The 20,160-nt window shown below is 56.2% G+C and carries 23 protein-coding genes; 11 read left to right on the top strand and 12 right to left on the bottom strand.

Going from position 1 to position 20,160, the window contains the following annotated elements; all coding sequences use genetic code 11:
• Nucleotide 1: 1 nt before the first annotated feature.
• The 3 genes from Q8O73_RS16265 to Q8O73_RS16255 all read left to right on the top strand — a co-directional run bounded on the left by Q8O73_RS16265 (nt 2) and on the right by Q8O73_RS16255 (nt 2,867).
• Nucleotides 2-1,042: a sugar ABC transporter substrate-binding protein gene (locus tag Q8O73_RS16265; RefSeq protein WP_305559247.1), complete on the top strand. Its 1,041-nt coding sequence runs from the start codon at nt 2-4 to the stop codon at nt 1,040-1,042.
• A 62-nt stretch (nt 1,043-1,104) separates the two neighbouring features.
• Nucleotides 1,105-2,100 (top strand): ABC transporter permease, encoded by a 996-nt coding sequence (locus Q8O73_RS16260; RefSeq protein ID WP_305559246.1) that lies wholly within the window; start codon nt 1,105-1,107, stop codon nt 2,098-2,100.
• The gene (locus Q8O73_RS16255; protein WP_305559245.1) at nt 2,097-2,867 is read left to right on the top strand and encodes an SDR family NAD(P)-dependent oxidoreductase; all 771 of its coding nucleotides are present in this window, start codon (nt 2,097-2,099) and stop codon (nt 2,865-2,867) included. The genes Q8O73_RS16260 and Q8O73_RS16255 overlap by 4 nt, the downstream gene beginning before the upstream one ends.
• A 169-nt stretch (nt 2,868-3,036) precedes the next feature.
• Here the strand turns inward: Q8O73_RS16255 and Q8O73_RS16250 are convergent, their stop codons facing one another.
• The 8 genes from Q8O73_RS16250 to Q8O73_RS16215 all read right to left on the bottom strand — a co-directional run bounded on the left by Q8O73_RS16250 (nt 3,037) and on the right by Q8O73_RS16215 (nt 8,282).
• Entirely contained in the window at nt 3,037-3,687 is a 651-nt protein-coding gene (locus Q8O73_RS16250) for a LysE family translocator (protein WP_305559244.1), read from the bottom strand.
• Between the two features lie 41 nt (nt 3,688-3,728).
• Nucleotides 3,729-4,229: a cupin domain-containing protein gene (locus Q8O73_RS16245; RefSeq protein ID WP_305559243.1), complete on the bottom strand. Its 501-nt coding sequence runs from the start codon at nt 4,227-4,229 to the stop codon at nt 3,729-3,731.
• A gap of 83 nt (nt 4,230-4,312) precedes the next feature.
• Nucleotides 4,313-4,828, bottom strand: coding sequence for a copper chaperone PCu(A)C (locus Q8O73_RS16240; protein WP_305559242.1), 516 nt, complete (start codon nt 4,826-4,828; stop codon nt 4,313-4,315).
• 57 nt (nt 4,829-4,885) lie between these two features.
• Nucleotides 4,886-5,293 carry a DUF2946 family protein gene (locus Q8O73_RS16235; RefSeq protein ID WP_305559241.1) on the bottom strand — a complete coding sequence of 136 codons (408 nt, stop codon included), beginning with the start codon at nt 5,291-5,293 and terminating at the stop codon, nt 4,886-4,888.
• An 83-nt stretch (nt 5,294-5,376) separates the two neighbouring features.
• The gene (gene fumC, locus Q8O73_RS16230; RefSeq protein WP_305559240.1) at nt 5,377-6,771 is read right to left on the bottom strand and encodes a class II fumarate hydratase; all 1,395 of its coding nucleotides are present in this window, start codon (nt 6,769-6,771) and stop codon (nt 5,377-5,379) included.
• Nucleotides 6,772-6,892: 121 nt separating this feature from the next.
• The gene (locus Q8O73_RS16225) at nt 6,893-7,153 is read right to left on the bottom strand and encodes a Txe/YoeB family addiction module toxin (protein ID WP_305559239.1); all 261 of its coding nucleotides are present in this window, start codon (nt 7,151-7,153) and stop codon (nt 6,893-6,895) included.
• Nucleotides 7,150-7,401, bottom strand: a complete 252-nt coding sequence (locus Q8O73_RS16220; protein ID WP_305559238.1) for a type II toxin-antitoxin system Phd/YefM family antitoxin — start codon at nt 7,399-7,401, stop codon at nt 7,150-7,152. The genes Q8O73_RS16225 and Q8O73_RS16220 overlap by 4 nt, the downstream gene beginning before the upstream one ends.
• 89 nt (nt 7,402-7,490) lie before the next feature.
• Nucleotides 7,491-8,282 carry a DeoR/GlpR family DNA-binding transcription regulator gene (locus Q8O73_RS16215; protein ID WP_305559237.1) on the bottom strand — a complete coding sequence of 264 codons (792 nt, stop codon included), beginning with the start codon at nt 8,280-8,282 and terminating at the stop codon, nt 7,491-7,493.
• Nucleotides 8,283-8,489: 207 nt separating this feature from the next.
• Between Q8O73_RS16215 and phnD the strand changes: the two genes are divergently transcribed.
• The 5 genes from phnD (at nt 8,490) to glpD (ending at nt 13,511) form a co-directional block, all read left to right on the top strand.
• Nucleotides 8,490-9,512, top strand: coding sequence for a phosphate/phosphite/phosphonate ABC transporter substrate-binding protein (gene phnD, locus Q8O73_RS16210; RefSeq protein WP_305559236.1), 1,023 nt, complete (start codon nt 8,490-8,492; stop codon nt 9,510-9,512).
• Nucleotides 9,513-9,579: 67 nt separating this feature from the next.
• Nucleotides 9,580-10,374 carry a phosphonate ABC transporter ATP-binding protein gene (gene phnC / locus Q8O73_RS16205; RefSeq protein ID WP_305559235.1) on the top strand — a complete coding sequence of 265 codons (795 nt, stop codon included), beginning with the start codon at nt 9,580-9,582 and terminating at the stop codon, nt 10,372-10,374.
• Nucleotides 10,374-11,186 carry a phosphonate ABC transporter, permease protein PhnE gene (gene phnE, locus Q8O73_RS16200; RefSeq protein WP_305559234.1) on the top strand — a complete coding sequence of 271 codons (813 nt, stop codon included), beginning with the start codon at nt 10,374-10,376 and terminating at the stop codon, nt 11,184-11,186. The genes phnC and phnE (Q8O73_RS16200) overlap by 1 nt, the downstream gene beginning before the upstream one ends.
• The gene (gene phnE, locus Q8O73_RS16195; protein ID WP_305559233.1) at nt 11,180-12,004 is read left to right on the top strand and encodes a phosphonate ABC transporter, permease protein PhnE; all 825 of its coding nucleotides are present in this window, start codon (nt 11,180-11,182) and stop codon (nt 12,002-12,004) included. The genes phnE (Q8O73_RS16200) and phnE (Q8O73_RS16195) overlap by 7 nt, the downstream gene beginning before the upstream one ends.
• Before the next feature lies 1 nt (nt 12,005).
• On the top strand, nt 12,006-13,511 hold the full coding sequence (gene glpD, locus Q8O73_RS16190) for a glycerol-3-phosphate dehydrogenase (RefSeq protein WP_305559232.1): 1,506 nt from the start codon (nt 12,006-12,008) through the stop codon (nt 13,509-13,511).
• Here glpD and Q8O73_RS16185 read toward each other — a convergent pair.
• From Q8O73_RS16185 to Q8O73_RS16175, 3 genes are all read right to left on the bottom strand, one after another.
• Complete coding sequence (locus Q8O73_RS16185) at nt 13,471-13,782, bottom strand: chorismate mutase (protein WP_305559231.1); 312 nt, start codon at nt 13,780-13,782, stop codon at nt 13,471-13,473. The two genes, glpD and Q8O73_RS16185, sit on opposite strands and share 41 nt — an antisense overlap.
• 70 nt (nt 13,783-13,852) lie before the next feature.
• Nucleotides 13,853-15,223: a glutamate--cysteine ligase gene (locus Q8O73_RS16180; protein WP_305559230.1), complete on the bottom strand. Its 1,371-nt coding sequence runs from the start codon at nt 15,221-15,223 to the stop codon at nt 13,853-13,855.
• An 11-nt stretch (nt 15,224-15,234) separates the two neighbouring features.
• Complete coding sequence (locus Q8O73_RS16175; protein WP_305559229.1) at nt 15,235-16,035, bottom strand: 16S rRNA (uracil(1498)-N(3))-methyltransferase; 801 nt, start codon at nt 16,033-16,035, stop codon at nt 15,235-15,237.
• A 52-nt stretch (nt 16,036-16,087) separates the two neighbouring features.
• Here Q8O73_RS16175 and ubiA point away from each other — a divergent pair, with 52 nt between their 5' ends.
• Together ubiA and Q8O73_RS16165 are read left to right on the top strand one after the other, a co-directional pair.
• Complete coding sequence (ubiA, locus tag Q8O73_RS16170; protein WP_305559228.1) at nt 16,088-17,017, top strand: 4-hydroxybenzoate octaprenyltransferase; 930 nt, start codon at nt 16,088-16,090, stop codon at nt 17,015-17,017.
• Between the two features lie 97 nt (nt 17,018-17,114).
• Nucleotides 17,115-17,825, top strand: a complete 711-nt coding sequence (locus Q8O73_RS16165; protein WP_305559227.1) for a methyltransferase — start codon at nt 17,115-17,117, stop codon at nt 17,823-17,825.
• Nucleotides 17,826-18,006: 181 nt separating this feature from the next.
• Here the strand turns inward: Q8O73_RS16165 and Q8O73_RS16160 are convergent, their stop codons facing one another.
• Nucleotides 18,007-18,363: a hypothetical protein gene (locus Q8O73_RS16160; RefSeq protein ID WP_305559226.1), complete on the bottom strand. Its 357-nt coding sequence runs from the start codon at nt 18,361-18,363 to the stop codon at nt 18,007-18,009.
• 207 nt (nt 18,364-18,570) lie between these two features.
• Here Q8O73_RS16160 and Q8O73_RS16155 point away from each other — a divergent pair, with 207 nt between their 5' ends.
• On the top strand, nt 18,571-20,097 hold the full coding sequence (locus tag Q8O73_RS16155; protein WP_305559225.1) for a UbiD family decarboxylase: 1,527 nt from the start codon (nt 18,571-18,573) through the stop codon (nt 20,095-20,097).
• Nucleotides 20,098-20,160 lie beyond the last annotated feature (63 nt).

Genomic DNA, 20,160 nt, shown 5'->3' with positions numbered 1-20,160 from the left:
CATGAAGCGAATAATCCCAGGCTTGCTAAGTGTTCTGGTACTCGGCCTTTCCATGCTCACGACGGCGATGGCCCAGACCAAGAGTACGGTTTACTACCTTGTGCCGACATTGCTTGACGAATTCCAGACCGGTTCGGTCAGTGCGTTGGAGATGTTTCTTGAGCAGACGGGCTACGAGATGAAAACGCTCAATGCCGACAATAAAACCGACGTCCAGCAATCGCAGATGAACGACGTCATCGCGCTGAAACCTGCGGCCATCGTCCTCGCCGCAGTCGATTTTAATGCCCTCAAACCTTCGATTGAGGCTGCGCGTGCCGCCGGTATACCGGTCGTCGAGTTTGACCGCCAGATTACTTCTACCCCGTCCGACTTCACCTCTGTCGCCGGAACAATCGAAATCGGCCAAGTCGCCGCCGATCAGGCAGAAGAAATGCTCAAAACCAGGCATGGTGAAGTGAAGGGCAAAATCCTGCAAGTTCTCGGCGATCCCGGCGATCCCTACACACTCGACATCCAGAAGGGCTTCGAGGAAAAGATGATTGCCTTTCCGGATGTGACCATCGTTTCAGTCCCCGCCATGCAATGGGAAGCGAGCAATGCGGGAACGATAGTCTCCGACCAGATGCTTGCCAATCCCGACATCGACCTGATTTTCCTGCACGCGGCCCATCTTTCGGTTGCGGCTGTCGCCTCGCTTGAGGCCGCCGGTAAAAAACCCGGCGAAGTCATGATGATGAGTTCAAACGGTGCTCCTGTCGGCCTCGACCTGATCCGAAAAGGATGGCTCAACACCGAGGTCGAGCAACCGCTCTATGCCCAGGCAGCCGCCATTGCCATGTTTATGGACAAGATCGTCGAAAAGCAGGAAATCAAACCCGGCGAGTATGACGTACTCGGTCTTAAGAGTGTCGTGACAATCGAGGATTGGGGACCAAACATCAAAATCCCGGGAGCTGTGATCACCAAAGAGAATGTCGATGATCCGGCATTCTGGGGCAATATGAAGCCCCCGACGGCAGCGGTAGAATCCGTCAAATAGTCAATCGTTCCTCCCCGGGGCGGAAGGCCCCGGGTTCCTCCCCTCCAATCGGGATTTACCGCATGACGCCCCGTACCCGAAAGACTCTCGAATTCGTCCTCGACAATCTCGTCTGGTTCATGCTGATTTTCGTGCTGGCCATATTTTCGGCGCTGATCCCGAACTATTTTCAGCCCGGTATCTTTGTCAATATCATTGAGGCGTCAAGCGTGCTCGGCGTCATGTCGATCGGTCTCGCACTGGTGATCATTACGGGTCACATGGATCTCTCGGTTGAATCGGTTGCCGCTCTCTCGGCTATGGCGGTCGGCATCCTTTTCTGCTCGGCAGGAATCGGGCTCGGCATCACGTTTTCACCAGAATGGCTGATGATTCCCGTCTCTCTGCTGGTCGCCTGTACCATTGGGGCACTGATCGGTCTCTTCAATGGCTTTCTCATTGTCAAACTGAAGATGAGCGCCTTCATCATCACACTTGCCTCCTTTATCTGGGTGCGCGGTATTGTGCTTGCCGTATCGGGTGGCCGGTCCGCCCAGGATCTGGCACCTGCCATCCGCTGGTTCGCGATCGAGCGTTTCCTCGGCATTCCGCTATCGGCCTGGATCGCCATTACCTGTTTTCTGGTCTTTTCGATCCTTATAGCGAAGACGCCATTCGGGCGGCACCTGGTGATGATCGGAGGCAACGAAACCGCGACCTTCCGCGCAGGCATCCGCGTCACCCGTAACCTGATCATAGCCTTCATGATCGCCGGTGCCATTGCCGGTCTTGCCGGGTGGTTGCTTGCGGTTCGCACCTCAGGCGCGACGGCAAACCTTGGCGTCGGGTTGCTGTTCAATGCTTTTGCCGCTGTCGTAATCGGGGGTGTCAGCCTTAAGGGCGGGGTCAGTGCCTTGCCCGGCGTCTATGCAGGTGTGCTGCTGCTCTCGTCCATCAACACAGCCATCAACCTGATGGGGCTGCCAGCGAACTATACCCAGGTTATCCACGGCCTTCTGGTGCTGGCGGCCGTTCTTCTTGATACATTCAAACAAAGGTTACGTCAGAGGCTCGCATGACAGAAAGACTGAAAGACAAGGTAGCACTGATCATCGGTGCCGCGCGCGGGATCGGGAAGGCCACCGCTGTCCGCTTCAAGGAGGAAGGTGCAAAAGTCGTCCTCGCCGATTTCGAGGCCGAAGAAGGCAAGGCGGCGGCAGATGAACTTGGTATCGAATTCATTCGCACAGATATCTCGAAGATGGATGACGCGGTCGCAGCGGTCACGTTCACGATAGAACGCCACGGTCGGCTCGACATCATCGTGCAGAATGCGGGCATATATCCGTGGCAACTGATTGAGGCGACGTCTCCTGAAGACTGGGATCGTGTGATGGCCGTTAATCTGCGTGGCTGTTTCAATGCCGCACGCGCCGCACTCACACCGATGAAAAAACAGGGTTCGGGGCGTATCCTTTTCACTTCGTCCATTACCGGCCCGCATGTAACCAGTCCGGGCCATGGCCACTACGCCGCGAGCAAGGCCGGGATCAACGGCTTTATCCGTTCGGCCGCGCTGGAATTTTCGTCCTACGGTATCAATGTCAATGGTGTGGAGCCAGGCAACATTTTAACTGAGGCCATTCAGCTTCATCGCAGCACCGCTTTCATCAAGAACATGGAAGATTCGATACCCCTCGGTCGCCTCGGTTCCCCTCGGGACGTCGCCAATGTTTTCCTGTTTCTTGCCTCTGAAGATGCAAGCTATGTGACCGGCACCACCATTATCGTCGATGGCGGGCAACTGTTGCCGGAAGGTGCCAATTTCAAACTGCTTCCCCCCTGACGGGTCTTTGCCGGGTGCCTTGTTCCGGCATTTGATGATATGCAGCAACATCGCCTGCCACCGGGTTGAGGAAATTTCCTGATCGCGTGACAGACCGGACCAAAGCCGACATCAAAACAAAGGGGCGCGATGATTTGCGCCCCTTTGTCCTTGGGAATACCAACAAGTATTACCGCCGCGACGTTGCCAGCAACACCCCGGCCCCCATCAAAAGCCCGCCACTGATCCGGTTCAGGATCATCATATGCCGGGCTGAGCGGATCAGGCCCTTGACCTGTCCGCCGACAAGGCCATAGCCGAACAAAACGCAGGCCTCCAGCACCAGAAATGTCAGCCCCATCACCGCGAATTGCGGTCCATAAGCCGCAGCGGGGTCCAGAAATTGCGGGAAAAATGCCGTGAAGATCAAAATCGCCTTGGGATTGCCAATCGCGGTCAGAAATTCGATCCTCGCCAGTGTCATCGCGCCGGGATGGGCGATCAGAACCGCCGACCCCTTATCGACAGAGACATCCGCGGGCGCACCCGTCACCTTGCTGCGCCATGTCCGGACGCCAAGATAAACCAGATAAACCGCCCCACCCCATTTAAGGATCATAAAGGCGGTTTCGCTGGTGGCCAGAACCACACCCAGCCCCATTGCGGTGACGACAATCATGGCGGCAAAGGCCGTCAGCCGCCCGGCCCCGCCGATCAATGCCGCCAGAACGCCGTGACGCGCCCCGTTAAACATCGCCAGCAAGTTATTCGGCCCCGGCGCCATACATAATGCAAAAGCCGCCCCGGCAAACAGCACCCACACATCAAACGGCATTTTCATCCCCATTCATCATCCCATTTGACCGGGATTGGGCCGCAAATTCAATCGCGCGTCAAGTCGGCAATCTGTGATGATGCGGCGGGCCAGCGTGCCTGCAAATCGGCGCGTTTGCCCATCGCAAAATCGGCAAAATCAAAACCGGGGGCAACGGTACAGCCCAGAAGGGCAAACGCGCCCCCCGGTTTCAGGCGCGCCCCCTGCCAAACATTTTTCGGGACAATCTGTTGCGGGCGTTGTCCGGCGGCAATATCGGTGCCGATCTCGACAATCTGGTGACGGCCATCGGCAAACAGCAATAATTGCTCCACCGCATCGCCCAGATAGAAATGAAAAATCTCGTCCGATGTCAGGATGTGCATCCCCGAAAACGTATCGGGCGTCAGCAAATAGTAAATCGCCGTTCCCGTCGCCCGGTCTGCGGCATAGCGTCCGCCGGGATTGGTTGTTTCAACCGCCCGAAAGGTTTCGGCAAAATATCCGCCTTCGGGATGCGGTTGCAGGCGCAGTTGCGAAATCAAATCGTCAATCGTGATGTCGGTCATCATCTTCCCCTGTGATTTTACCCCATCAAAACACAAAAGGGGCACGGCGCAAACCGTACCCCTTTGCAAATTTGCAAGGTCCGTCAGTGGCTGCTATGCGCACCCTTATGGTCCATGCCGCCCATCGGGGCGGATTCCTTGGGCGAAACCACCTTGACCGGCACAGTCATTGTGCCGGCCTTTTCAAATTCCAGCGTAATGGAAACTTCGTCCCCTTCGACCAGCGGGGCATGCAGGCCCAGCAGCATGACGTGGTAACTGCCCGGTTCCAGCATCACCGATCCGTGCATCGGCACATCAATGCCATCGACCTGACGCATCTTCATGACATTGTTTTCCATCAGATGCGTATGCAGTTCGGTGCGGTCCGCAATATCGGATGTTGCGGCAACCACACGATCCGCCGCGCCCGCATTTTCAATCGTCATAAAGGCCGCCCCATTGGGCACCTGCCCGATGGAGGCCTTGGCCCATGCTCCGGCAATGTGAATATCACCCTTTGCGGCATGATCATGATCGGCAAAGGCCGGGGCCGAAACCAGCAGGGTCAGGGCGGCAACAACAGTCATAAAGGATTTGTGCAACATCATTTTTTCCATCTGATAACCGCGCCAACAGGCGGCGGCAGTGTGTAAACAGGATTTGGGAATACGGGATCAGATGAAAAAAGGCGGGGCGCGGGAATGTTTGACACCGATGCGATAACCGGTCAGGACATCCTCGCCCATCGTGAAAGCTTGCCGGGCCATGACACGCCCGGTTGGCAAGGCATTCGGGGCAAGGTCGGGGGTAATCGCCGTGTGATGATTGGCGCAGAGTGAACAAAAGCCATGCGACACGACCCCCGTGCCATCCGGTTTGCCGGTATCGGGATTAACCGCCCGGATGCCGTCGCTGGTGCAAATCAGGACAAGGCCATCCCCCGCTGCTGCGGGCATGCCTGTGGGCAGGGTCGCAGCCCAGAAAACCGCAAACGCCACCAGCCACGCCCGCCATTTCCCGGCAGGGGCGCAAACAGAGGCCGGTTTTTGCATCCGGCGCAAGGGGCGTTGGTACTTTTGCATACGGCAGATATGCCCGATCCTGTCGGCGACAACAATGATTTTGATCAAGCGGGCCGGAACTATCCGGCCCGCCGACCCGATGGTTAACCGATCATGTCTTCGGCCCGCACCAGTTCATCAAACTGGGCCGCGTCCAGATATCCCAGGGCAAGGGTTGCTTCTTTCAGGCTGGATCGTTCTGCATGGGCCTTTTTGGCAACGGCGGCGGCCTTGTCATAGCCGATATGCGGGGCCAACGCCGTCACCAGCATCAGGCTTTGTTCGACATAATGTGCAATGCGTGCCGTGTCGGCTTCGAGCCCGGTGATGCAATGATCGGTGAAACTGACCGCCGCATCGGCCAGCAACCGGATGGATTGCAACAGATTATAAATGATCACCGGTTTGAACACGTTCAAATCGAGATGACCATTCGATCCGCCCACCGTCACCGCCACATTGTTTCCCATCACCTGCGCACAGACCATCGTCAGGGCTTCGGCCTGGGTCGGGTTGACCTTGCCCGGCATGATGGATGATCCCGGTTCATTGGCAGGCAATACCAGTTCGCCCAGCCCGCAGCGCGGCCCCGATCCCAGTAACCGGATATCGTTGCCGATTTTCATCAGCGACACCGCCAGAACATTCAGAACGCCGGACATTTCAACACAGGCATCATGGGCGGCCAGTGCCTCGAACTTGTTTTCGGCGGTCTGGAAATCCAGCCCGGTCAGGGTGCTGACCTCGCGGGCGAATTGCACGTCGAATCCCTTGGGCGCATTCAAACCGGTGCCAAGGGCAGTTCCGCCCTGTGCGAGTTTGCACAAACGCGGCAGGGCATCATTGATCCGGTCAAGACCCAGGGCGATTTGCGTGGCATAGCCGGAAAATTCCTGCCCCAAGGTCAGGGGTACGGCATCCTGCATATGGGTGCGGCCGATTTTGACGATGGTGGAAAATTCCGCCATTTTGATTTCCAGCGCGGATCGCAAATGTGCCAGCGCCGGTTTGAGTTTTTCCTCAATCTCGATCACAGCGGCGATATGCATGGCGGCCGGAAAACTGTCATTGGAGGATTGCCCGCGATTGACATGATCATTGGGATGGACGGGATCGCGTTGGCCCATGGGTGCTCCCAGAATTTCACAGGCGCGGTTGGCGATCACTTCGTTGACATTCATGTTGGTCTGGGTGCCGCTGCCGGTTTGCCAGACCACCAGGGGGAAATGATCCATCAGCTTGCCATCGGCGACTTCGCGGGCGGCGGCCTCAATGGCGTCGGACAATCGGGCATCCAGATCGCCCAGCGCCCGGTTGGCCCGTGCGGCGGCCAGTTTCTGAATGCCAAAGGCCCGGATCAGGGCATCGGGCATGCGTTCCCCGCCAATGCGGAAATTTTCTTTGGATCGTTGGGTTTGTGCGCCCCAATAACGATCAGCGGGAACCTCGACCGCCCCCATCGTATCGCGTTCCGTGCGGCTGTTTGGCTGTGCAGTCACAATCTTCCTCCGTGTCAGAAAAAACTGACCGGGGCGGGAACCCGGCGCTGTGCCCGATATAGGGATTTTATGGTTCATCGCCAGCAGATTAATGGAATAATTCGGCGGCGACGCTCACTATTTAATAATGATAGCGACAGGAAACAACCGATATCCGTTCTTCGCTGACCTCGTAGACCAGCCGGTTGGTATCATCGATCCGGCGCGACCAGAAACCGGAAAGACCTTCTTTAAGGGGTTCAGGTTTGCCGATTCCGTCAAATGGTTCGCGTTGAATGTCACGAATCAGTTGATTGATACGTTTAAGCGTTTTTCGATCCTGCCCCTGCCAATACAGGTAATCATCCCAGGCATCAGGGGTAAACGCGATCCGTCTTTTCATTCAATCAGATCGCGTTCCTGAGCCTGTCCGGCCCGCAATTGCGCAATGGATTTTTCCAGATGAGTCGCATTTGCAGGTGATTTGATCAGATGCATGGTTTCCATGATCTGATTGAAATAGGCTTCTGACATAACAACTGCATTCGAGGCATTGCGGCGTGCGATGACAGTATAGTCATGGTCCTGATCAACCCGATCCAGTTCGGCCTTCAGGTTTTTTCGGATATCCGTGAAATTGACGACATTCATGATGTCGATCCTCGTTTTGGGTCTTTGCTGTTGTTCTTATCGCACAAAGTCCCCAAAATGTACACATACAAGTACATCTCATATCGTGATCAGATCGCCACCAATCCATTATCCTGACCTTCTGCCACCACCACCCTGACATTGCTGCGATCCAGTTGCGCCAGCAAGGCAGGGGGTGGCAATTGGTCGGAAATGATGCCGGTCAGAACATCCAGCGGGGTGACGATTTCCAGAAACCGCTGATCGAATTTGGTATGATCGATCATCAGCCAGACTTCGCCGGATCGTTCCATCATCGCACGTTTGACCCAGACCGCATCGCGGTTGACGTCACTGGGCCCCTGACGCGACAGGCCCGATGCGCCGATGAAGGCCTTGTTGGCCTGAAACCGCCGGAGATATTCCACCGTGTCCGTGCCATAAACGGCATTTTCCTGCGGATCATATCGGCCCGGACACAGAATGACATGATCGGATCGGGCCTGATCGCCCATATTGCGCACCACCGAATAACAATTGGTGATGAAGGTGCGGGGTTGCGCACCGGGCCGTAAAAACCGCGCCAGTTGCGATACGGTTGATCCGGCATCGACCATCACCACCTCGCCCGGCAAAATTATCGCACAGGCCGCCGCCCCGATCCGGGCGCGTTCGGCAATGATGGTTTGCCCGCGTTCCTCTGCCGGGGGCTGATGGCCCATCGGTCGGGCCGATGCGCCGCCAAATTCCCGGTCGATCAGGCCTTCGGCGCTGAGCGCATCCAGATCGCGCCGGATGGTTTCGGTCGCCACATCGAATCGCTGCGCCAATGTGGCTACTCTCACATGTGGTCGAATTTGCAGTTCCTGCAAAATCAGTTGATGACGTTCTTTTTTTCGCATTCGCGCCCTTAACATCTGCTGCCACCCCGAAATTTCCCCAACCTCCTGTATAGTAGCAGCAGAAAAGATGCCCGTTTGTGACATTTTTATGTTGCTTTTCCAACTTTTCCACGGCCTATAATGTTGGCTAAAGCAATAACAAAAACCACAAAACAACACAAAATATGGCGGCACGCTGCCGTTCACAGGGAAAAAGGTCAAGAATTCATGTTTTCAGAACTGAAAAAATCCGGACTCCAACATATCAATCTTTCCAACAGTCTGAAGGTCACAACGCTTTTGGCTGCCATTGGCATGTTTGGATTTGCCCCTTCCTCTGCCCAGGCGCAGGCCGATTGCATTTCACGCGGCGATCTGGACATGATGTATTGCGATGAAGATGGTGATCTGGTTGCCGATGCCCCGGCAGCAGATCAGCTGGTCAATCCCGATACGCTGGTTTTTGCCTATACCCCGGTTGAAGACCCGGCGGTTTATGCCGACATCTGGTCGCCCTTTATCGACCATCTGGCCGAAGTTACCGGCAAGGATGTGCATTTCTTTGCCGTGCAGTCGAATTCGGCAGAAGTCGAAGCCATGCGGTCAGGCCGCCTGCATGTTGCCGGTTTCTCGACCGGGCCGACCCCGTTTGCCGTCAATCTTGCCGGTGCGGTTCCGTTTGCCCTGATGGGCAATGACGAAGGCAATTTTGGTTACACCTTGCAGCTTTACACCCGTGTTGACAGCGGCATTAACGAACTGGCCGACCTTAAAGGCAGACGGGTTGCGCATACTTCGCCGACCTCGAATTCCGGCAATCTGGCACCGCGCGCCCTGTTCCCGGGCCTTGGCATCGTGCCCGACACCGATTACGAAGTCGTTTATTCCGGGTCGCATGACCAGTCGATGCTGGGTGTGGTTGCCGGTGACTACGAGGCGGCCCCGGTCGCATCCGAAGTTGTCGAGCGGATGGCACAGCGCGATCTTTATGATCCGGCAGAAGTGAAAATCATTTACGAAACCGCCCGTTTCCCGACCACCTCGTTTAACTATGCCCACAATCTTGATCCGGCATTGGTTGAAAAGATCAAGGAAGCCTTCTTTACCTTCGACATGAAGGGCACTGCGCTGGGCGAGGAATTCAAGGGCGTCTCGAAGTTTGTCCCGATCAATTACAAGGACAACTGGTCGGTGATCCGTGACATTCAGGCTGCCAACGGTGTGAAATACACCCCGGACAACCTGAAGTAATCCTTTGTTTCAATGACATCCTGCCGGGATCGTTTGGGTCCCGGCAGTCTTTTTTCGGGGTAGCTTCATGCTGCGTATCAAAGATCTGGTCAAACGCTATGGCAAGGACGAGCCCGTCCTCAAGAATCTCAATCTTGAAGTTCCCGGCGAAAGCGTCGTTGCCATTATCGGCGCATCGGGGGCAGGCAAAAGCACGCTTTTGCGCTGCATCAACCGGCTGGTTGAACCGACATCCGGGTCGATTGACCTTAACGGCACCGAACTGACAACGCTTTCGGGCACCGGGTTACGTCTGGCACGTCGGCGCATCGGGATGATTTTTCAGGGATTTAACCTGATCAACCGCCTGACGGTGATGGAAAATGTTTTGTCGGGTCGCCTGGGATATGTGCCGACATGGCGTGCTGTGACCCGCAATTTTCCGCAAAATGACATCGACCGCGCCTTTCAATTGATGGAACGTGTCGGTATTGCCCATTACGCCAACAAACGCGCCGATGAATTATCCGGCGGTGAGCGCCAGCGTGTGGGCGTTGTGCGCGCCCTGATGCAGGAACCTGAAATCCTGCTGGCAGACGAACCGACCGCGTCCCTTGATCCAAAAACATCACGGCAGATCATGGAATTGTTGCGCGCCCTTGCCTCGGAATTGCATCTGCCGGTCCTGATCAATATCCATAATGTGACCGAGGCCAAGGAATATACCCAGCGCATCGTCGGCATGCGGTTTGGCCGCATCATTTTTGATGGCCTGCCCGTCGATCTGACCCATGACGCCATGGAAGAAATCTATGCCGGGGTTCCTGCCGAAGAACGCGGCGAAACCGGTGAGGCCGACTTGCAGCGCGAGGCCGTATCATAATGACCAGTTCCGTTGAAAAACCAACGGGCCATCGCACCTGGAAAAAACCGTCTTTCATCGCCAATCCGGTGGTGCGCTGGACGGTGATTATCGGGGTGCTGGCCTATGTCTGGTGGGCGATTACCAGCCTGCCCTTTGACTGGGACCGTATCGAACAAGGCATTCCACGCGCCATTCGCATCTTCAAGGGAGCGTTTCCGCCGGAATTCATCCGGGGTGAACTGGTGATTCAGGGTTTTCTTGAAAGCATCAAGATCGCCATTGTATCCACCCTGTTTGGCGTGTTGCTGAGCGTGCCGATTGCCTTTGCCGCCGCATCCAATGTCGCGCCGAAATGGCTTTATCATATCGGGCGCGCCATCATCATCATCGCGCGCAGTTTCCACCCGGTGATTGTTGCCATCCTGTTCGTCAAGGCGGTGGGTTTTGGTCCGCTGGCCGGGATTTTGACCCTGATCTTCTATTCCATCGGGTTCGTTGCCAAAATGCTGGCCGAACGGATTGAAGAAATCGACTGGGGGCAGGTCGAAGCCATCCGGGCCGCCGGAGGGGCGACCTTTATCACCATGCTTTATGCCGTTATCCCGCAAATCATGCCGCGCCAGATCGGTCTTGCGATCTATCAGCTTGACAGCAATCTGCGCGCATCGGCGGTGGTCGGGATTGTGGGGGCAGGTGGTATCGGCTCGACCCTGATGAATGCCTTTCGGCGCTATGACTATGACTTCGCGCTGGCGATTACGCTGTGCATTATCGGCGTGATCCTGATCAGCGAAGCCATCAGCGGCCGGATCCGGAGGAACATATGGTAACCACGTCTCAACATTCCGGGCCGGACGCCATCGCACATCGCGAATGGTCCCGCCATACTCCCAAACAACGCTGGCTACGCTTTGCCATGTTTGGCGGGATCGTACTGGCTACGGTCTGGTCGTTATCAACCATCAATATCATCTGGCCGTGGCTGTGGGATGCGCCCCAGCAGATGGGCGATCTGTTTGGCCGCATGTATCCGCCATCGCTTGATCAATGGGAAATGATCGCCATCACGTTGCTTGAAACCATCAATATCGCAACGATTGCGACGTTTTTTGCCGTGTTTCTATCCCTGCCGATTGCCCTGATTGCCGCCCAGAACACCACCCCCAACAAGGTGACGCTGTGGATTGGCCGGTTTATTCTGGTATCGTCGCGGTCGGTCAACACCATCATCTGGGCGTTGCTGTTTGTGGCGATTTTCGGCCCCGGCGTGATGGCCGGTATTCTGGCGATTATTTTCCGTTCGATCGGCTTTATCGGCAAATTGCTGGGCGAGGCGATCGAGGAAATTGACCGTGCGCCAATTGAGGCCCTTGAGGCCGTTGGTGCATCCCGTTTTAAAATCCTGATTTACGGTGTTGTGCCGCAAGTCATGCCAACCTTCTTTGCCGTTTCCATCCTGCGCTGGGACATTAACCTGCGCGAAAGTACGGTTCTGGGTTTGGTCGGGGCTGGCGGGATCGGCATCGTTCTGCAAGGTGCGATTGATACCTTTGCCTGGCAAACCGTGGCCACCATTTTGCTGGCGATCATTGTTCTGGTGATCATTGGCGAAGCTTTGGCCGCCTGGTTGCGAAAAAAGGTGATCTGACGTGTCTGAACCTTACGACCTTCTGGTCGTCGGCGGCGGCATCAACGGGGCCGGTATTGCCCGTGATGCCGCCGGACGCGGCCTTTCTGTGCTGCTGGTTGAAAAAAACGATCTGGCATCCGCCACATCGTCGGCCAGTACCAAACTTGTTCATGGCGGATTGCGTTATCTTGAACATTACGAATTCCGGCTGGTGCGCGAAGCCCTTCAGGAACGCGAAGTGTTGCTGGCCGCTGCCCCGCATATTATCTGGCCGCTGACCTTTGTTTTGCCGCATCATCGCGGTCTGCGCCCGCAATGGATGTTGCGCGCCGGTCTGTTTTTGTATGACCATCTCAGCCGCCGCAAGAAACTGCCGGGATCGCGTAAATTGTCGCTGCCGGGCAGCATCGAAGGCGCGCCATTGGCAGACAAATATACCACTGCCTTTTCCTATGCCGATTGCTGGGTCGATGATGCCCGCCTTGTGGTTCTCAATGCGCTGGATGCGCAGGCCCGCGGGGCGGCAATCAAAACCCGCACCCGTTGCACCACCCTGTTGCGCGGTGATGATCTGTGGACCGCCACACTTGCCGATGATATCGGCACCCATACCGTTACAGCGCGCGCCGTGGTCAATGCTGCCGGGCCGTGGGTATCGGAAATCGTCAGCAGTGCCGGGATCAACCGGGCGGCGGCGGGGTTGCGTCTGGTCAAGGGCAGTCACATTGTCGTGCCACGTCTTTATGACGGCGATCATTGTTATATTTTCCAGAATGGCGATGGCCGCATTGCCTTTGCCATCCCCTATCAGAATGACTACACCCTGATCGGCACCACCGACGTCCCCTATGATGCCGATCCGGCCAAGGTTGAAATTACCGAAGGCGAAATCGGCTATTTGCTGGATCTGGTGAATGGTTATTTCAAAACGCCTGCGACCCGCGATCAGGTTGTCTGGCATTATTCCGGCGTGCGGCCGCTTTATGATGACCGCAACAACAATGCCTCGGCCGTGACCCGCGATTATGTGTTTGATCTTGATACCGGCGGCAATGGCAAACCGGCCTTGCTGTCGATTTATGGCGGGAAAATCACCACCTATCGCAGGCTGGCCGAACATGCGCTGGCAAAACTGTGCCCGTATCTGGACAATCACGCCCCGACATGGACGGCATCGGCGACCTTGCCGGGCGGCGATATTCCCGATGGCGATTTTGACGGCTTTGTGCGGCATCTTGGCGACAAATTGCCGTGGGTGCCATCATCGATCCGGGCACGCTGGGCCCGCAGTTATGGCACCCGACTGCATGATATTGCACCCGATGCCCAAAACATCGCAGATTTGGGGCCGGAAATTGCCCCCGGCCTGTATGACGCCGAATTGCGGTTTCTGGTGCGCACCGAATGGGCGACAAATACCGATGACGTGTTGTGGCGACGCAGCAAGCTGGGCCTTGGCATGGCGAAACAGGATATTGCGGCGGTCAGGAACTGGTTTGACGATCCCGCAAATCATCCCATGTGATGAATTCGTGATCGATGAAATCTTCCATCATCGACCGCCACAGACGTTCGGCGATGTCGGGATCAAATCCGTCAATCCGGCTTTGGGCGCGGACTTTGGCAATCACGTCTTCGATGCGGTCCTCATCACGGACCGCATCGCGGGACGGTTTGATGCGGGCGGCCTGTTCGATGTAATTTAACCGTTCCGCCAAAAGGGCCACCAGCAACCGGTCAACGCGGTCCACATTGGCGCGGACATCCTTCATGGTTTCGCAACGGTTGGCTTTCATCAGGCGGTTATCCTTTTATCATTCCTGAAAACAGGCGGGGCGGTGGTTTTACCCACCGCCCCGATTGTCATCAATAGGCATATTCGCGAAAAACCGGGTCCACCGACCCGTTCCAGCGCGTTTCATACAAATCAAGAAATTCTTCGGCCAAAGTGCGACCGCTTTCGGCAACATCTTCCAGACCTTCGATGAAATGGCTTTCATCATCGCCATAACTGTCCAGCCGCGCCCGGCTTTTAAGGCCCTGTTTTGACACGGCCACCACGTCTTTGGCCAGATCCTGCAAGGTGCCGTTTTTAAACGGCGTTTTCAGGCCCAGTTTCGGCACGTCATTGCGCAGGGCATCGCGTTCATCCGGGGTCAGATCAGCCACCAGTTCCCATGCCGCAGCAAGGGCGGCATCATCATACAGCAATCCCACCCAAAAGGCCGGCAATGCACAAATGCGTTTCCACGGCCCGCCATCGGCCCCGCGCATTTCAAGGAACTTTTTCAAACGGACTTCGGGAAAGGCGGTGGTCATGTGATCCGACCAGTCATTAAGGGTCGGACGTTCGCCCGGCATCACATCAAGTTTTCCGGCCATGAAATCGCGAAACGATTTGCCCGCCGCATTGATGTATTTGCCATCGCGATAGACAAAATACATCGGCACATCAAGCATGTAATCGACATACCGTTCAAACCCGAACCCGTCTTCAAACACAAACGGCAACATGCCACACCGGTCCGGGTCGGTATCGGTCCAGACATGGGACCGCGACGACAAAAAGCCGCTGGGTTTACCATCGACAAAAGGGGATGAGGCAAACAGGGCAGTTGCCACCGGCTGCAAGGCCAGCGAGGTGCGGAACTTGTTGACCATATCCGCCTCGGACGCGAAATCCAGATTGACCTGAATGGTCGAGGTCCGCAGCATCATATCAAGGCCCATCGACCCGACCTTGGGCATATAATTGCGCATGATCTCGTAACGGCCCTTGGGCATCCAGGGGGTATCGTCGCGCGACCATTTCGGTTGATGGCCGATGCCGATCATGTCGATGTCAAGATCGGCGCAGATTTCGCGGATTTCAAACAGATGTTGATGCACTTCGCCGCAGGTCTGGTGAATATTTTTCAGCGGCGCACCGGACAATTCAATCTGCCCGCCCGGTTCCAGCGACACCGAACATTTATCCTTGGCAAGCGCAATGACATTGCCGTTTTCAATGATCGGTTCCCAGTCAAACCGGGCCTGCAATCCGGTCAGCAGTGCCTTGACGCCACGCGGCCCTTCATAAGGGATCGGGCGCAGATCTTCTTTGGTAAAAGCGAATTTTTCGTGTTCGGTGCCAATCGCCCAATCGCGTTTGGGTTTGTTACCGGATTCGAACCATTCGACAAGCTGGCGGCGGCCTTCAATGATCGGCGCATCGCCCGTGGCGGCACTAACTGACATACAGATATTCCCTAATCTCTCGTGACGGGGCGTGCGGTCCAGTCGCCGATGCGATCCTGATACACCGCCAAAGCCGCAATCGCCGCGGTTTCCGCCCGCAAGATACGGGGGCCAAGGCTGATCGGCGTGGCAAAGGGCTGGCGTTTTATCCGGTCGATCTCATCAGGGGCGAATCCGCCTTCGGGTCCAATCACGAGTGCATGGTTGACAACATTAACATTGTCGATAGCCGAGCCAGCGTCCTTTGCCAAGAGCCGAGACAGCACATCACCAATTGGTGAGCCGCCGCCGGTTTCATCGCAGAACAATAAATGGCTGTTTTCCGGCCAGTTTGCCAACCAGTCAGACAATTTCACCGGATGATGAATTTCGGGAATGGTCAGGCGTTCGCACTGTTCGGCGGCCTCGATCACCTGCGCATGCAGCCGATCCAGCCGCACCTTGCCCGTGATCGTATGGGCGGTCAGGATCGGCTGCAAACTGCTGGCCCCCATTTCAACCGCCTTTTCAATCAGAAAATCCAGACGTTGTTTTTTGATCGGTGCAAAGGCCAAAATCGGCCCGTTTTCAAACACCTGTTCTCGCAACCGGGTTTCGGCGGTGACGATGCCGGTCTTTTTGCGCAGTTCGGTAATGGTCGCCCGCCATTCGCCGTCCAGCCCGTTAAATATTTTAATTGCCGTTCCGGGCTTGAGCCGCATGACATGTTCAAGGTAATGAGATTGTTCAGGGCTGAGCGCAATCTCGCCGCCGGGCAAAATGGCGTGATGAACAAACAGTCGCTGCCGGGCGCGGGGTAATTCTTCGGTCATGACGGTCCCTGGGAAAAAAGCAGATATTTGCAAGGCGTTACATAAGGTCATTATGGCACAGGTCAACCAGCCTTTACACACTCCGAAAAACGACATGCCGCAAGATGGCTGGATCGACCGCTTTGCGCCCGCATCGGTGCGCCCTTATTTGAAACTCGCCCGGCTGGACCGGCCGATTGGCACATGGCTTTTGTTGCTGCCCTGCTGGTGGGCGACCGCCATGGCCGCGAATGGTGCGCCCGACATTCTGATGATGGTGTGGTTTGCGATTGGCGCAATCATCATGCGCGGGGCCGGATGCGTGGTCAATGATCTGGCGGATCGCAATTTCGATGGCCGGGTTGAACGCACCGCCACCCGCCCGTTACCATCCGGTCAGGTCAATGTCTGGCAGGCGATGGTCTTTCTGGGGGTATTGCTGCTGATCGGGTTGCTGGTACTGGTGCAATTCCGGATCGAGGCGATCATTGTCGGCATTTGTTCATTGCCACTGGTCATCACCTATCCGTTTATGAAGCGTATCACATACTGGCCGCAAGCTGTGTTGGGCCTGACCTTTAACTGGGGGGCGCTGGTCGGTTGGGCCGCCGTGACCGGTGACGTCGCCCCGGCCGCGATTGTGATGTATGTCGCGGGCTTTTTCTGGACGCTGGGCTATGACACGATTTATGCCCATCAGGACAAGGAAGATGACCGCAAGATCGGTCTTAAATCGCTGGCCCTGCGCCTTGGCGATGCCACCCCGCAATGGGTGATGGGATTTTATTGCGTCACCACCGCGCTTTTGGCAATTTCGGGCGGGTTGGCGGGGATGCATTGGGTTTATTTCCCGTTGCTGGCGGTGGCCTGCCTGCATCTGGTCTGGCAGGTCCGCACCGTGCAAATTGACAATGCTGCCAATTGCCTGAAACGATTCAAATCGAACCGGGATTTCGGGTTGCTGGTGCTGGCCGCGATTGTGATTGCCGGTCTGGCGAGGTAAACGCAGCAATCCCGCTTGCCAGCCGCCCCTAAAGGCCGTAAGCCCCGGCAGTCAGGAGATGCTGACGCAATGCCGAAAAGGTGATGGGTGGCTGTGAATGAATGACAATGTCTTTGCCGATGCGTTCGCGCCCGCAATTGATGATCCGCGCTTTACCGATCTGATTGATGTTTTCACCATTCCCGCACGGGTGCCGTTGACCCCGGAAATCGACATGTATCTGGCGACCCATATCACCCCGCTGTGGCAGGCGACCGAGGATATGCTGGGCGTGATGGATATCCCGCCGCCCTATTGGGCCTTTGCCTGGCCCGGTGGGCAGGCGATTGCGCGCTATATTCTGGATCATCCCGAACTGGTGCGCGGCAAGAATGTGCTGGATTTCGCGTGCGGCGGCGGCATGCAGGCGATTGCGTGCGTGATGGCCGGGGCGGGCCATGTCACCGCCAATGACATTGATCCGGTGGCGATTGCGGCAACGCGCCTGAATGCGACGCGCAACAAGGTGGCCTTTGACACCCTGACCGATGATCTGGTCGGCACCACCGGCACCACCCGGCGCTGGGACGTGATTTTTGCCGGGGATGTCTGTTACCAGCAAACCATGGCGAATGCGATTCTGACCTGGTTAATGGACGAAGCTCGCCTTGGCACCACCGTCATCCTTGCCGATCCGGGCCGGACCTATGCCCCGACCCGCAATATTGACGAGTTGGAAACCTATGACGTGCCGGTTGATATTGCGGTTGAGGATGTCGATACCAAATTTACCCGCGTCTGGCAGCTTTTGCCCGATCGGGATGCCTGATCCGCAAGGCTTTACAAGCCCACCACTGCCTGTCACCCTTATCGGGTTGACCCATATCAGGGAGGTGAGATGATGATTCCGACTCCGGTAAACGGCCAGTAACAGCAACACCATCCAATATCATGCAAAATGGCGGCACCATGTGATGCCGCCATTCATATTTTCAGATTATCTGACCTGCTCAGCCTTCGGTAACGCGATAGCGGCAATTGCAGTTATCAACATTCTGCCATGCCAGTCGCGACCATTCCTTTTCGGCCTCGGCGAAACTGGCGAAGGGGCCGTGGCGTTCTTCGGCACCGCCGACCGGCTTGTCGAAATCGGTGTTTTCATATTCACCGCCAACCACCCAGTATTCCTCGTCGCGTTCGATCCGGTAACGGGAATTGGCATCGTCCACCGACTGCCATGCCATTTTCGACCAATGCTTTTCCGCATCTTCAAAGCTGTCAAACGGGCCGATGCGGGCTTCGTCGCCAACCGGTTTGTCAAACCCGGTATCCTGATAGGTGCCCCCGATAACCCAGTATTTGGCCATCTGTGCGTCCTTCGTTCCTGATGTGAATTCTGCGAGCCAGACATTGTGGGCCTGTGTGACTCATGATGCCCCCTGTATACAGAAATGCGCGGCCAACCAAAACCGATAAATTATGCATTGCAGCATCCTGCCCGGTTGTCGATTGCAGGCCGTCGGCGTATGAAAGACAACAAATGTATTTCAATTGTCCCAGACCCGTCAGGTGCCATGTCTTACCAATCCTTGCGCGATTTCATTGATGAACTGGAAAAAACCGGGCGGCTGGTCCGCGTTACCGAACCGGTATCGCCGGTTCTGGAAATGACCGAAATCCAGACGCGCCTGCTGGCCGAAGGCGGCCCGGCGGTGATTTTTGAAAATGTCATTGGCGAGGATGGCCGCAAATACGACATGCCGGTTCTGGTCAATCTGTTTGGCACGGTGGACCGGGTGGCCGCCGGGATGAACCGCAAACCCGAAGAATTGCGCGAAGTCGGCGAAACTTTGGCGTTTCTCAAACAGCCCGAACCGCCTGGGTCCTTGCGCGAAGCCTTTTCGATGCTGCCGCTGGCGAAAACCGTGATGGCGATGAAACCCAAAACGGTGACAAAGGCCCCCTGTCAGGAAATCGTCCTTCAGGGCGATGACATCGACCTTGGCAAATTGCCGATCCAGACCTGCTGGCCCGGCGAACCGGCCCCGCTGATCACCTGGCCGCTGGTGGTGACACAAGGCCCCAGCGCCGGGGAAAAAGACGGCGACAAGCGCGATGTTTTTAACCTTGGCATTTACCGCATGCAGGTGACGGGCAAAAACACCACCCTGATGCGCTGGCTCAAACATCGCGGCGGGGCGCAACATCATGCGCGCTGGAAAGACAAAAAGCGCGAACCGCTTCCGGCCGCAGTGGTTCTGGGGGCCGATCCCGGCACCATTCTGGCCGCCGTCACCCCGGTTCCCGATACGCTGTCGGAATATCAGTTTGCCGGATTGCTGCGCGGGGAAAAGGTCGAACTGGTGGATTGCAAGACCGTGCCGCTCAAGGTGCCTGCCACGGCGGAGATCGTGCTGGAAGGCTATGTTTCGCTGGATGAATATGGCCCCGAAGGCCCTTATGGCGACCATACCGGTTATTACAATTCGGTCGAGGAATTCCCGATTTTTACCATCACCGCCATCACCATGCGCAAAAACCCGATCTATCTTTCGACCTTTACCGGCCGACCGCCAGATGAACCTTCGGTTCTGGGCGAGGCGTTGAATGATGTATTTGTGCCACTTTTGCAGCAACAATTCCCCGAAATCACCGATTTCTGGCTACCACCCGAAGGATGTTCCTATCGCATTGCCGTGGTATCGATGAAGAAAGCCTATCCGGGCCATGCCAAGCGCGTGATGATGGGGGTCTGGTCGTTTTTGCGGCAATTCATGTATACCAAATTTGTCATTGTGGTGGATGACGATATTGATGTGCGCGACTGGAAAGACGTAATGTGGGCGATTTCAACCCGCATGGACCCGGTGCGCGACATTACCACCGTCACCGATACCCCGATTGACTATCTGGATTTCGCATCGCCCGAAAGCGGACTTGGCGGCAAACTGGGCCTTGATGCCACCAACAAGCTGCCGCCCGAAACCCACCGCGAATGGGGCGAGAAAATCCGCATGGATGAGGGGATTGTGGATCGCGTCGATCAGAAATGGGATCGCTATGGCCTGCCGGGCAGCGGCAAGAAGATTTGGCGGGAATGATTGGGAGAACGATAGGAGGCATCCTGACTGCTCAGGATGCCGTCCAGACGCTCTGAATACCCA

The organism is Thalassospira sp., assembly GCF_030690045.1.
GTDB lineage: Bacteria > Pseudomonadota > Alphaproteobacteria > Rhodospirillales > Thalassospiraceae > Thalassospira.
This window is presented reverse-complemented; position numbering and strand designations above follow the sequence as displayed.